Raw genomic sequence first — 12,100 nt, 5'->3', positions numbered from 1 at the left:
ATTCCTCCGCACGCAGGAAAGCGCACGGGGTCAGGGGGAAAGGCAGCGGAACGAAAGCGCGCGAAAAGCGCTCGGCTCGGAAACCGAGCCGGGTGAAGAAACCATTCCCCCAATGGCGGAACGGAGCCGCGAAGCCCCGATCCTTCGCGCGCTGGACAGGGCCGGGACCCCTTCCCGGCTGGCGACCTGCTGGAACCGGCGCGCGAGATCAGTTTCTTGAGATCGTCCGCGGAGGTCAAGCGCTTTTCACGAATGGCTCAGCGCGATGAAGATCGAATATCAGCGGAATCGACGCAGGTGCGCCGAACGGCGCAGCGGAATCCGTCGGATCGCACGAATTCCGCGCAATCCGGTCCGCTACTCGCCGATCGGTGGTACCCGTTCCGCGATCGGCGGCGGGCCGGGCGGAGTGCCGTCGCCGAACGGGCGCCCGCCGAGCTCCTCGCGCCCGTGCGGCGTCAGCCAGCCCGACGGGTCCGGGCCCTTCGGCACGATCCCGGTCGGGTTGATCTCGCTGTGCACCCCGTAGTAGTGCTGCTTGATCTGCTCGAAGTCGATGGTGTCGCCGAACCCGGGCGTCTGGAACAGGTCGCGCGCGTAGGCCCACAGCACCGGCATGTCGGTGAGCGTGGACCGGTTGCACTTGAAGTGCCCGTGGTAGGCGGCGTCGAAGCGGACCAGCGTCACCCAGAACCGCACGTCGGCCTCGGTGATGGTGTCGCCGACGAGGTAGCGCCGCCCGGCGAGCCGCTCGGACAGCTGGTCCAGCCGGGCGAACAGCGCGTCGTAGGCCTTCTGGTACGCGCCTTGGGCCTTGGCGAACCCGCACTTGTAGACGCCGTTGTTGACGTCGTGGAACAGCAGGTCGGAGATCTCGGCGATCTCGTCGCGGTGCTCGGCCGGGAACAGGTCGGGCGCGCCGGGGCGGTGGTGCGCGCTCCACTGGGTGGCGAGGTCGAATTCGAGGTCCTGGTAGGCGTTCGTGACGACCTTCCCGGTGGAGATCTCGACGATCGCGGGGACGGTGACGCCCTTGTCGTAGCCGGGGATCGCCCGCTCGTAGGCCTCGCGCAGCCATTCGACGCCGAGCACCGGGTCGACGCCGCCGGGGTCGAGGTGGAAGCGCCAGCTGCGGTCGTCGTGCAGCGGCCCGGCGATGCCCAGCGACAGCACCGGTTCGAGGCCGAGCAGCCTGCGCACGATGATGACGCGGTTCGCCCACGGGCAGGCGCGGGCGCCGATGAGCCGGTAGCGGTGCGGTTCGACGGGCCACGGGGAGCTGCCGTCGGCGGTGATCCGCTCCTGCACCCCCAGCGGTTCGCGGACGAACTCGTCGGTCGAGGACTGCGCGGCTCCCACGATGCGACCCCCTTGCGGCTGCGGCCGGATTCGGGCTCGACCCTACGCCGCCGAACGGCCCAACGTTCACCGCCGACCGCGCGACCCCCACCGTCGAATCCGAGTGCCCCACCCGACCGACCGGACAAGCCGAACGGGCCACCCACCCGAAACGATCCCACAGGTAAATGGGCCACCCGACCAGGGAGACGGGGCGAACGGGCCACTCACCTGGAGCGGCCTCGCGGGTGCGTGGGCCGCTGGGACGGGCGGCGGCGTGAGCGGGTCGCTCGCCTGGGGTGGTGGGCCTGGGAGGTCGACCGTCAGGGTGACCTAGGTTATCGTGACTTAGGTGTGGATCGATGTCCTGCTGCTGGCCCACCTCGCCAAGGAGCCCTCGCACGGCTACGAGCTGCGGAAGCGGGTGGAGGAGGGCACCGGGTTCGCCCTCTCGAACAACTCGCTGTACCCGGCGCTGCGCCGGTTCACCGAAGCCGCGGCCGTCACGCGCACCGCCGAACCGCAGGAGGGCCGGCCGCCGCGGAACGTCTACACGATCACCGAGGTCGGCCGGGAACTGCTGCACGACATGCTCGCCGACCTGCCGGCCGAGCTCGCCGCGGACGCACCGGAGTTCCTGGCCCGCCTCGCGCACTTCGACTGGCTGACCGCCGGGGAGCGGCTCGGCGTCGTCGACGCGCGCAGGCGGGCGCTGCGGCAGCGCAGCGACCGGCTCGCCGCGCTCACCCGCCGCGGCGCGAGCACCTGGGGCCAGGAGGCGCTGGACGAATCGCTGCGCAGGCTGCGCGCCGAACTGGACTGGCTCGACGGGATCGCCGCCCGGGCCGCCGCAGATTCCCCACCACCACAGGAGGAGCACTGATGAGCACCACGGCCGAAGCCCTGCCGCAGCTGCCGTTCGACCGGCCGAACGTGCTGGAGATCGCGCCGCTGTACGAGGTGCTGCGCAAGCAGTCGCCGATCACCCGGGTGCGCACGCCAGCCGGGGACCCGGCGTGGCTGATCACCTCGTTCGAGGAGGCGCGCACCGTGTTCGGCGACGCGCGGTTCGGCCGCTCGCACCCGGCTCCGGAACAGGCCTCGAAGATCTCCGACGCGGGTGTCCTCAACGGACCGAACGGCGACTACGACACCGAGCAGGCCCGGCACCACCGGATGCGCAAGCTGCTCACCCCCGCGTTCTCCGCGAAGCGGATGCGGCTGCTCACCGAGCACGTGCAGGACCTGGTGCGGGGCTGCCTGGATTCGCTGCAGGCCGCGCACGACGCGAACCCGGATTCCCCGGTGGACCTGCACGAGCACCTGTCGTTCCCGTTGCCGGTGCTGGTGATCTGCGAACTCCTCGGGGTGCCGTTCGAGGACCGCGAGTACTTCGCCGGGCTCTCCGACCGGATGAGCCGGATGGGCACCGGCGACGCCGCGCAGGACGCGCGGGTCGAGCTGGCCGAGTACATGGCGCGGCTCGCCGAGGTGAAGCGGCAGTCCCCCGGTGAGGACGTGGTCACCGACCTGGTGCGGGCGCAGGAATCCGACCCGGACTTCGACGACGGCGAGATGTCCAGGCTCGCCTCCGGCCTGCTGTTCGCCGGGCACGAGACGACGGTGACGCGCATCGACCTCGGCGTGCTGCTGCTGTTGACGGACCTGGAGCGCCGGGACGAGTTCGCCGCCGACCCGGCAGGGCGGGTGCAGCAGACGGTGGAGGAGATCCTGCGGGTCGCCGACCCCAGCGGCCTCGGCCTGCTGCGCTACGCCCACGAGGACGTGGAGGTCGGCGGGCAGCTCATCGCGCGCGGCGACGCGGTGCTCATCCCGACCGGCGCGGCGAACCGCGACGAATCGGTGTACGGCGAACCGGAGCACTTCGACCCGGAGCGCAAGCCGAACGTGCACCTGACCTTCGGGCACGGCATGCACTTCTGCATCGGCGCGAGCCTGGCCCGCACCGAGCTGAAGGTGGTGTTCACCGAGCTGTTCCAGCGGTTCCCGGGCCTGCGGCTGGCGGTCGACGTCGACGACCTCGACGTCCGCTCGGACCGGGTGACCGGCGGGGTGAAGGCCCTCCCGATCACCTGGTGATCGGACCGGTGCACGTCCCGCGGTGAGCGGGACGTGCACCCGGTGCTCACTGGATGCCGAAGTCGATGCCCGAGTCCGCCGGGCCCCACACGGCCGTGCCGACCGCCCACGGCGTGGTGTTGGTGTACCCGTCGGCGTAGACCTGCACCGAGTACTTGCCGTAGGGCAGGTCCGCGATCTCGTAGTGGCCGTTCTCGTCGGTCACCAGCTTCCCGTGCACGTCCCCGCTGGCCCAGCTGTAGGAGACGGTGATTCCGGCGACCCCCGCCTCGTCCGCCTGCCGCTCGCCGTCCCCGTTGGCGTCGAGGTAGACGACCCCACCCAGCCCGCCGTCCGACGGCGCGGCCTCCGCCTGCGCGGGCAGGGCGGCGGTGGCCACCAGCAACGGCGCCGCGAGCATCGCGGCCATGATTCCTCGCACGACATCCTCCTCTGGAACGGGCGGTGCACCCGCCCGAACTCCGTTCCCCCGGAGGCCGTCTGAGCACGACCTCCCGGAACGGGGACGCCGATGCTCCCTCCCCGGTTGTCTCCGCGCGGAAATCCCTTGGCACGGACGGAGAATCCGCTGATCACCGGGGAAGGCGGTCCGCGGTGAGCACGATCGTGGCGCAATCCAAGGTGAACGAGCCGCCGTGCTCGTCGACGACCCGCCCGAGCTCGGCGAGCAGCGCGGCGAGCCGGTCCGCCGGAATCCGGTGGTGGCCGCCCTGGGTCGGCACCTGGTCCAGCCAGGCCGCGCGGCCCATCGTGGTCCGCCGGTCGAAGCGCGACCGCACCGGATCCGCGAACGCGTCCGTGGCGGCGATCCCGGCGACCGCGCTCGCGGTGATCGCGTCGTAGGAGGCGAGGGCCGGGGTGGCCCACGGGGTGAACGGCAGGCCGGTGTCGCTGCGGCGGTAGACGTCGGCGAACCCGGACGCGATCCCGGGCTCTGGCTCGGCGACGTTCCAGAACAGCGCGAGCCTGCCGCCGGGCCGCAGCACACGCGCCGCCTTCGCCGCGCCGAGTTCCGGGTCGATCCAGTGCCAGGTCTGACCGGCGATCACCGCGTCGAAAGTCCGCGCACCGGCATCCCAGTCCTCGAACCGGGCCACGTCCACCGTGAACCCGCGGGCGCGGGCGAGCTCGGCCATCCGCGGATCGACTTCCACCCCGGTGACCTCCGCTCCCGCCGCGCCGAACTGCAGCGCCGAGATGCCGGTGCCGATGCCGACGTCGAGGACCCGGCGGCCGGACAACCCGGTGAGCACGGCGTCGGCGACGGCGCGCGGGTAGTGCGGCCGGGCGCGGTCGTAGCGGTCCGCGTCGGCGCCGAACGACTCGGCGATCTCGCGGTGCTCGTGCGGCGGAACGGACTCGCCCGGAGTGACCATGCGCCGAGCCTAGGCCGTCATGCCTCCTGGCCGAAGTGCTCGGCGAGGCGGCCCGCGGCGGTGTGCATGTGGGCGCTCATCGCTTCGGCGGCCGCGTCCGGGTCGCCGTCGCGCAGTGCCGCGTAGACGAGTTCGTGCTCCGCGAGCGCGAGGTCGGCGTGGCCCTGGTCGGCCAGCGCCCGCTCCACCCACAGCCGCAGCAGCGAGCGCACGTTCTGCAGCAGCTGCTGCAGCACCACGTTCCCGGAGGCCACCGCGATCCGCAGGTGGAACAGCCGGTCGGCCTCGACGAACTTGTCCAGTTCGGTGCGGTTGTCCCGCATCCCGTCGAGCTGGGCGGCGAGGTCGGCGAGGTCGTCGTCGGTGCGGCGGACCGCGGCGCTGCGCACGGCGAGCACCTCCAGCCCGTTGCGCACCTCGACGAGTTCGCGGGTGCGCGGCTCGCCGAGCATGAGGCCCCAGCTCAGCGTCTGCGGCAGCAGTTCGGAGGCGCTGCCGCGCAGGTAGGTGCCGGAGCCGGGCCGCACGTCGACGATGCCGAGGATCTCCAGCGCCGCCAGCGCTTCCCGGATCGCGGAGCGGCCGACACCGAGCGAGGCGGCGAGGCTGCGCTCGGGCGGCAGCCGGGTGCCGGGCTCCAGGTCGCCGGTGGTGAACAGGTCCAGCAGTCGCTTGGCGACCGCGGAGACGGCCGTACCCGCGGGCACGGCGCCGAGGGCGGCGCCGAACGCGGCATCGGGGTTTTCCGGGTACGGAGGCATGGGCACGCATCCTAACTTCTCGCCGTCTGGCCGACTCTTGTCGCGTAGGGGGTCGGGTGGCGGAACCTCAGCGGTCCCCTCGCTGCGGGATCGTTTTCACCGGTGGCTCCGCCACAGGAGAAAGCGCTGTCCTCGCGAGGAAGCCGCTGAGAACCCGCGGGTGGTCCGGTTGCGTGCTGGGTCGCCGCTCAGCGGCTTCGCCGCTGACGAGGAACAGCAGGACCTGCCGCGTCAGGCTCGGATCGGAGTGCTTTCTCGTTCAAGTTGCCGCTAATTGGTCAACCGGTTGACAGGTTGGGGGCTGCTCTCGATACTAGGCCGAACGGCGAAGCCCCGCCGCGGAACGCCCGCGGCCGCGCCACGCCCGGACCAGGACCGCCCGCCCCGGCCGCGGTCCTCGCCCGCACCCGCTTCAAAGGAGTCAATGTGGACACCTCGACCGCCGCGCAGCAGCGCGGTCCGGGGGTGGAGAAGTCGGCCATTCGCAAGGTCGCCGTCCGCCTCGTGCCGTTCGTGGCCTTGATGTTCTTCGTCAACTACCTCGACCGGACGGCGATCAGCTTCGCCGCGCCGAACGGGATGCAGGACGACCTGGCGCTGTCCGCGGCCCAGTTCGGCTTCGCCTCCGGCGTGTTCTTCGTCGGCTACCTGCTGCTGGAAGTGCCCAGCAACATCGCGCTGAACAAGTTCGGCGCCCGCCGCTGGCTCGCCCGGATCATGGTCAGCTGGGGCGTGGTGGCGCTGCTGTTCACCTGGGTGCAGGACTTCACCCAGCTCGCCGTGCTGCGCTTCCTGCTCGGCGTCGCCGAAGCCGGGTTCTTCCCCGGTGCCGTGCTGTTCCTGAGCCTGTGGGTGCCCGCCCGGCACCGCGGCAAGATCCTCGCGCTGTTCTACCTCGCGCAGCCGCTGACCACCGTGATCGGCGCCCCGCTGGCGGGCTGGCTCATCCAGCAGCACGGCGTGTTCGGGCTGGAGGGCTGGCGCTTCATGTTCTTCGGCGTCGCGATCCCCGCCATCGTGCTCGGCGTCGTCGCCTGGTTCTACCTCGCCGACGACCCGCGCGACGCGAAGTGGCTCACCGCCGCCGAGAAGGACTGGCTCACCGGCGAGCTCGCCGCCGAGAAGCAGCAGACGGCCGCCGAATCCGGGCACCACGGCATCCGGTCGGTGTTCGGCAACGGCCGGGTGTGGACGCTGGCGATGCTGTACTTCGGGTTCATCTACGGGCTCTACACGCTCGCGTTCTTCCTGCCCGCGATCATCGGCGACTTCGAGCAGCGGTTCGGCACCACGTTCGGCGTGTTCGAGAAGGGCCTGATCACCGCGGTCCCGTACCTGCCCGCGGCGATCGTGCTGTACCTGTGGTCCCGGGACGCCACCCGGCGCGGCCTGCGCTCCTGGCACATCACCGTGCCCGCGGTGGTCGGCGCGGTCAGCGTGCCGCTGGCGCTGTTCGCCGGCTCCCCCGAGCTGACCATCGCGATCATCACGGTCACCGCCTGCGCGATCTTCGCGGCGCTGCCGAACTTCTGGACGCTGCCGACGAAGTTCCTCACCGGGGTGGCCGCCGCCGCGGGCATCGCGCTGATCAACACGGTCGGCAACCTGGCCGGGTTCCTCGCGCCGTACGTCACCGGCGCGCTGTTCGACTGGACCGGTTCCTACGTGGTGCCGATGTTCGTCGTGGGCGCGTTCCTGCTGCTGTCGGCCGTGCTGATGGTGCTGCTCGCGCGCACCGAGCGGGCCGACCGCCGCGTGCCCGCCGCCGAGTGACCGCCGTTCCCCCGTTCCCGTAGGAGAGCTCATGGCCCGCCTGTTCAACGACCCCGGCTCGTTCGCCGAGGAGATGCTGGAAGGTTTCGCCGCCGCCCAGGCGCACCGGGTGCGCCGGGTGCCCGGCGGAGTGGTCCGCCGCAACCGCGCCCGCACCGGCGAGGTCGCCGTCGTGATCGGCGGCGGCTCCGGGCACTACCCCGCGTTCAGCGGGCTGGTCGGCGACGGCCTCGCGCACGGCGCGGCGATGGGCAACCTGTTCGCCTCGCCGTCCGCGCAGCAGGTGCGCTCGGTCGCGACCTCGGCGCACAACCGCGGCGGAGTGCTGCTGTGCTACGGGAACTACGCGGGCGACGTGCTGCACTTCGGCCTCGCCGAGCAGCGGCTGCGCGGCGACGGCATCGACTGCCGCACCGTGGTCGTCACCGACGACGTCTCCAGCGCCCCGGCCGAGGAGCGGGACAAGCGGCGCGGCGTCGCGGGCGACCTGGTGGTGTTCAAGGCAGCGTCGGCGGCGGCCGCGGCCGGGTACGACCTCGACGAGGTGGTGCGGGTCGCCGCCCGCGCCAACGACCGCACCCGCTCCTTCGGCGTCGCCTTCGGCGGCTGCACGCTGCCCGGCGCCGAGGAACCGCTGTTCACCGTGCCGGAGGGGAAGATGGCCGTGGGGCTGGGCATCCACGGCGAACCGGGCATCGCGGAGCAGGACGTGCCGAGCGCCGACGAGCTCGCCGAGTTGTTCGTGCGCACCCTGCTCGCCGAGGTTCCCGAAGGCGTTGAGGTCGCCGGATCGCGGGTCGTGGTGCTGCTCAACGGACTCGGCTCGGTGAAGTACGAGGAGCTGTTCGTGGTGTACCGCCGGGTCGCCGCGCTGCTCGCCGAAGCCGGGGTGGAGGTCGTCGAACCCGAGGTGGGCGAACTGGTGACCAGCTTCGACATGGCGGGCGCCTCCCTCACGCTGTGCTGGCTGGACGACGAGCTGGAGCGGTTCTGGCGCGCCCCCGCCGACTCCGCCGCCTACCGGAAGACGCCTGCGGTCGCCGCCGAGGACGCCGAGGCGGGCGAGGACTTCGTGGCGCTGGACGTGATCCCGCCCGCCACCGGTGAATCGCAGGAATCCGCGCGCTGCGCGCTGGCCGTGCTCGAAGCCATCAAGTCCACTGTGGACGACAACGCGGCGGAGCTGGGCCGGATCGACGCGGTCGCGGGCGACGGCGACCACGGCATCGGCATGCAGCGCGGCGCGGACGCGGCCGTGACCGCCGCCCGCGAGGCCGTCGAACGCGGCGCGGGCGCGGGCAGCACGTTCAACCGCGCCGCCGACGCCTGGGCCGACCGGGCGGGCGGCACCTCGGGCGCGCTGTGGGGCGTGGCGCTGCGCGCCGTCGGCGCCGAGATCGGCGACGAGACCACCCCCGGGCCGCGCACCACCGCCGCCGCGGTGCGGGCCGCCGCCGACGCCGTGGTGCGGCTGGGCAAGGCCGAACTCGGCGACAAGACCATGGTCGACGCGCTGGTGCCGTTCGCCGACGAGCTGGAATCCGCGATCGCCACCGGATCCGACCTCCCCACCGCGTGGGATGCCGCCGCCACCGCCGCGGGGAAGGCCGCCGAGGCCACCGCCTCGCTGCGCCCGCTGCGCGGCCGGGCCCGCCCCCTCGCCGAGAAGAGCCTCGGCACCCCCGACGCGGGCGCCGTCTCGCTGTCGCTGATCACCCGCGCGGTGCACGCGGTGCTCGCCAGGTGATGACCCGAACCCCGTTGCGGTGAAAGGAGAACGCGCGTGAGCGACAAGCTGCGCATCGTGGTCGGCTCGGACGACGCCGGGTTCGACTACAAGGAGATCCTCAAGCAGGACCTGGAGAACAGCGACCTCGTCGCCTCCGTGCGCGACGTCGGCGTGCACGCCGACGGGCACACCCCCTACCCCACCGTCGCCATCGCCGCCGCCGAACTCGTCGCGGCCGGGGAGGCCGACCGGGCGCTGCTGGTGTGCGGCACCGGGCTGGGCGTGGCGATCGCCGCGAACAAGGTCGAGGGCATCCGGGCGGTCACCGCGCACGACGGCTTCTCCGTGGAACGGGCCATCAAGAGCAACGACGCGCAGGTGCTCACCTTCGGCCAGCGCGTCGTCGGCATCGAGCTGGCCCGCAAGCTCGCCGCCGAGTGGCTCACCCACCGCTTCGACCCGGAATCGGCCTCGGCGCAGAAGGTCTGCCTGATCAGCGACTACGAGAACGGGAGCCCGCGGTGACCAGCCGGACCATCGGCGTCAGCCTGAAGATGTACTTCGGGCACCAGCGCACGCTGGACTGGTGCGCGGAGGTCGCCGAGCTCGCCCGCCGCCATCCCGCGGTGCGCGGCGGCGGCGCGGAGCTGTTCGTGCTGCCCTCGTTCCCCGGGCTGGCCCCCGCGCTGGAGCTCTTCCGGGACACCCCGGTCGAGGTCGGCGCCCAGGACCTGTTCTGGGCGGACCACGGCGCCTACACCGGCGAGGTCAGCGGCGCGGAACTGCGCGAACTGGGTTGCAGCCACGTCGAGGTCGGGCACGCCGAGCGGCGCAGGCTGTTCGGCGAGGACGACCCGGTGGTCGCGGCGAAGACGGCGGCGGCGCTGCGCAACGGGCTGACCCCGGTGCTGTGCCTCGGCGAGGAGCAGGCGGGCGGCAGCACCGACGCGGTGCGCACCTGCCTGGAGCAGCTGGACTCGGCGCTGTCCCGCGCCCGCGAAGCGGACCGGCTCGGCGCGGTCGTGGTGGCCTACGAACCGCAGTGGGCGATCGGCGCCGCCGAACCCGCCGACCCCGAGTTCATCGGCGCGGTGTGCGGCGAACTGCGCTCCGCGCTGGACGCGGAACCGGTGCTGGCGGGCAGCCGCGTGATCTACGGCGGCAGCGCGGGGCCGGGCCTGCTCAGCACGCTCGGCGACGCGGCGGACGGGTTGTTCCTCGGCCGCTTCGCGCACGACCCGGCCGCGCTGGAGCAGATCCTCGACGAGGTCGTCGCGCTCGGCGGGGTGACCGCATGATCGGGCTGAGCACCTACGCCTACTTCTGGCAGTGGTCCGACCAGGTGCCGGAACCGCTGTCGCTGACCGGGATGCTCGCGGACACCGCGGCGCAGGGCGTGCACCTGTTCCAGATCTGCGACTACCCGCCGCTGGAGTCGATGGGCGACGCCGAGCTCGACGAGGTCCGGGACGAGGCGCGGCGACTGGGGGTGCGCCTCGAACTGGGCACGCGCGGGCTGCGGCCGGACCACCTGCGCCGCTACCTGGAGCTGGCCGGGCGGCTGGACGCCTCGCTGGTGCGGTCGATGCTCTACTCCGCCGACAGCAGGCCGACGCTCGGCGAAGCGGAGGCCTACCTGCGGGAGGTCGTGCCGGAGTACGCGGCGGCGGGCGTGACGATCGCGCTGGAGACCTACGAGCAGGTCCCCACCCGCGCGCTCGTCGACCTGGTGGACCGCGTCGGTGACGAGCACCTGGGCATCTGCCTGGACCCGGCGAACGTGGTGGCCGCGCTGGAACTTCCCGGCGACGTGATCGACCTGACCGCGCCGCACGTGAAGAACGTGCACGTCAAGGACTTCGCCTTCACCCGCTCCGCCGGGTGGGTGGGGTTCGCGCTGACCGGCGCCCGGCTGGGCACCGGGCAGCTGGACCGGGCGCACGAGGTGCGCGCGGTGCGCGCCGCCGAACGCGGCGTCAACGAGGTCGTCGAGCACTGGCTGCCCTGGCAGGGCGACGCGGCGACGACCTGCGCGGTCGAACGGGAGTGGACCGCGCACAACCTGGACTACCTGAGGAGCGAGCGGACATGACGGATGCGAAGCTGACGATCGCGGTCATCGGCGCGGGCGGCAAGATGGGCATGCGGGTGTCGGACAACCTGCAGCGCACCGAGCACACCGTGTTCTACAGCGAGAACTCCCCCGCCGGGCAGGAGCGCGTCACCGAGGCCGGTCGCGCGGTCACCGAGACCTCGGCCGCGATCGCCGACGCCGACGTGGTCATCCTCGCCGTCCCGGACATCGTGCTGGGCAAGGTGTCCGAGGAGGTCGTGCCGCAGCTGCGCGCCGGTTCCGTCGTGGTCACCCTCGACCCGGCCGCCGCGTACGCGAACCTGCTGGCCAAGCGCGCGGACCTGGAGTACGTGGTCGCGCACCCCTGCCACCCGTCGGTGTTCCTGCAGCGCCGCACCCCGGAGGAGCTGGCCGACACCTTCGGCGGCATCGCCGCCCCGCAGGAGGTCGTGGCCGCCATCGAGTCCGGCGACGAGGAGCGCCGCGCCGTCGCCGAATCGGTGATCCGCGCGATGTACGCGCCGGTGGTGGACGTGCACTGGGTGACGGTGAAGCAGCTGGCCTACCTGGAGCCGACGCTGGTGGAGACGGTGGCCTGCATGGTGGGCGACCTGCTCAAGGAGGCGCTGCACGAGACCGTGCACACCGTGGGCGTCCCGGAGGCCGCCGCGCGCGCGATGCTGCTCGGGCACACCCAGGTGGCGCTGGCCAACACCCTCAAGGGCGACAACCCGTTCTCCGACGCGTGCCTGATCGCGATGGACTACGGCCGCGAGTCGATCATCAAGGACGACTGGAAGAAGATCTTCAACGACGAGCAGCTGGACGCCGTGATCACCCGGATGCTGAAGCTGGACCGCATCGAGCGCTGATCCGCCGGATCGGCACGACCACCCCGCTCGGCCGCTCGGGCGCCACCTGCCGGCCGCTGCGGGGACGCCGAACGCAC

The 12,100-nt window shown here is 72.3% G+C and carries 12 protein-coding genes; 8 read left to right on the top strand and 4 right to left on the bottom strand.

Annotated features, from left to right (window positions below):
- Positions 1-357: 357 nt before the first annotated feature.
- A complete protein-coding gene (locus ABZ805_RS02935) occupies positions 358-1,359 on the bottom strand; it encodes a glutathione S-transferase C-terminal domain-containing protein (RefSeq protein ID WP_358433376.1) in 1,002 nt (333 codons plus the stop codon).
- A gap of 331 nt (positions 1,360-1,690) precedes the next feature.
- On the opposite strand from ABZ805_RS02935, the gene ABZ805_RS02930 reads away from it, so the two are divergent.
- Together ABZ805_RS02930 and ABZ805_RS02925 are read left to right on the top strand one after the other, a co-directional pair.
- The gene (locus tag ABZ805_RS02930; RefSeq protein ID WP_358433374.1) at positions 1,691-2,221 is read left to right on the top strand and encodes a PadR family transcriptional regulator; all 531 of its coding nucleotides are present in this window, start codon (positions 1,691-1,693) and stop codon (positions 2,219-2,221) included.
- Positions 2,221-3,438: a cytochrome P450 gene (locus ABZ805_RS02925; protein WP_358433372.1), complete on the top strand. Its 1,218-nt coding sequence runs from the start codon at positions 2,221-2,223 to the stop codon at positions 3,436-3,438. Before ABZ805_RS02930 ends, ABZ805_RS02925 begins: the two co-directional genes overlap by 1 nt.
- Positions 3,439-3,484: 46 nt before the next feature.
- Here ABZ805_RS02925 and ABZ805_RS02920 read toward each other — a convergent pair whose 3' ends face one another.
- The 3 genes from ABZ805_RS02920 to ABZ805_RS02910 all read right to left on the bottom strand — a co-directional run bounded on the left by ABZ805_RS02920 (position 3,485) and on the right by ABZ805_RS02910 (position 5,575).
- Positions 3,485-3,859, bottom strand: a complete 375-nt coding sequence (locus ABZ805_RS02920) for an SdrD B-like domain-containing protein (protein WP_358433369.1) — start codon at positions 3,857-3,859, stop codon at positions 3,485-3,487.
- A 151-nt stretch (positions 3,860-4,010) separates the two neighbouring features.
- On the bottom strand, positions 4,011-4,814 hold the full coding sequence (locus ABZ805_RS02915) for a class I SAM-dependent methyltransferase (RefSeq protein ID WP_358433366.1): 804 nt from the start codon (positions 4,812-4,814) through the stop codon (positions 4,011-4,013).
- A gap of 17 nt (positions 4,815-4,831) precedes the next feature.
- The gene (locus tag ABZ805_RS02910; protein ID WP_358433364.1) at positions 4,832-5,575 is read right to left on the bottom strand and encodes a FadR/GntR family transcriptional regulator; all 744 of its coding nucleotides are present in this window, start codon (positions 5,573-5,575) and stop codon (positions 4,832-4,834) included.
- A 426-nt stretch (positions 5,576-6,001) separates the two neighbouring features.
- Between ABZ805_RS02910 and ABZ805_RS02905 the strand changes: the two genes are divergently transcribed.
- Genes ABZ805_RS02905 through ABZ805_RS02880 form a run of 6 tightly spaced genes read left to right on the top strand, consistent with a single transcriptional unit; the run spans position 6,002 to position 12,023 of the window.
- The gene (locus ABZ805_RS02905) at positions 6,002-7,348 is read left to right on the top strand and encodes an MFS transporter (protein WP_358433361.1); all 1,347 of its coding nucleotides are present in this window, start codon (positions 6,002-6,004) and stop codon (positions 7,346-7,348) included.
- 31 nt (positions 7,349-7,379) lie between these two features.
- On the top strand, positions 7,380-9,095 hold the full coding sequence (locus ABZ805_RS02900) for a dihydroxyacetone kinase family protein (RefSeq protein ID WP_358433358.1): 1,716 nt from the start codon (positions 7,380-7,382) through the stop codon (positions 9,093-9,095).
- Between the two features lie 36 nt (positions 9,096-9,131).
- Positions 9,132-9,602 carry a ribose-5-phosphate isomerase gene (locus ABZ805_RS02895; RefSeq protein ID WP_358433355.1) on the top strand — a complete coding sequence of 157 codons (471 nt, stop codon included), beginning with the start codon at positions 9,132-9,134 and terminating at the stop codon, positions 9,600-9,602.
- Positions 9,599-10,375 carry a triose-phosphate isomerase family protein gene (locus tag ABZ805_RS02890; RefSeq protein ID WP_358433353.1) on the top strand — a complete coding sequence of 259 codons (777 nt, stop codon included), beginning with the start codon at positions 9,599-9,601 and terminating at the stop codon, positions 10,373-10,375. The genes ABZ805_RS02895 and ABZ805_RS02890 overlap by 4 nt, the downstream gene beginning before the upstream one ends.
- Positions 10,372-11,169, top strand: coding sequence for a sugar phosphate isomerase/epimerase (locus ABZ805_RS02885; RefSeq protein ID WP_358433350.1), 798 nt, complete (start codon positions 10,372-10,374; stop codon positions 11,167-11,169). Before ABZ805_RS02890 ends, ABZ805_RS02885 begins: the two co-directional genes overlap by 4 nt.
- On the top strand, positions 11,166-12,023 hold the full coding sequence (locus ABZ805_RS02880) for a phosphogluconate dehydrogenase C-terminal domain-containing protein (protein WP_358433347.1): 858 nt from the start codon (positions 11,166-11,168) through the stop codon (positions 12,021-12,023). The genes ABZ805_RS02885 and ABZ805_RS02880 overlap by 4 nt, the downstream gene beginning before the upstream one ends.
- The last annotated feature ends 77 nt before the right edge of the window (positions 12,024-12,100 follow it).

It is taken from the genome of Saccharopolyspora sp. NPDC047091 (assembly GCF_040643635.1).
GTDB lineage: Bacteria > Actinomycetota > Actinomycetes > Mycobacteriales > Pseudonocardiaceae > Saccharopolyspora_C.
This window is presented reverse-complemented; position numbering and strand designations above follow the sequence as displayed.

Excerpts from the sequence above, each read along its gene's own strand:
- ABZ805_RS02925 (WP_358433372.1), top strand. The coding sequence starts at position 2,221 with ATGAGCACCACGGCCGAAGCCCTGCCGCAGCTGCCGTTCGACCGGCCG.
- ABZ805_RS02915 (WP_358433366.1), bottom strand. The coding sequence starts at position 4,814 with ATGGTCACTCCGGGCGAGTCCGTTCCGCCGCACGAGCACCGCGAGATC.
- ABZ805_RS02910 (WP_358433364.1), bottom strand. The coding sequence starts at position 5,575 with ATGCCTCCGTACCCGGAAAACCCCGATGCCGCGTTCGGCGCCGCCCTC.
- ABZ805_RS02900 (WP_358433358.1), top strand. The coding sequence starts at position 7,380 with ATGGCCCGCCTGTTCAACGACCCCGGCTCGTTCGCCGAGGAGATGCTG.
- ABZ805_RS02885 (WP_358433350.1), top strand. The coding sequence starts at position 10,372 with ATGATCGGGCTGAGCACCTACGCCTACTTCTGGCAGTGGTCCGACCAG.
- ABZ805_RS02880 (WP_358433347.1), top strand. The coding sequence starts at position 11,166 with ATGACGGATGCGAAGCTGACGATCGCGGTCATCGGCGCGGGCGGCAAG.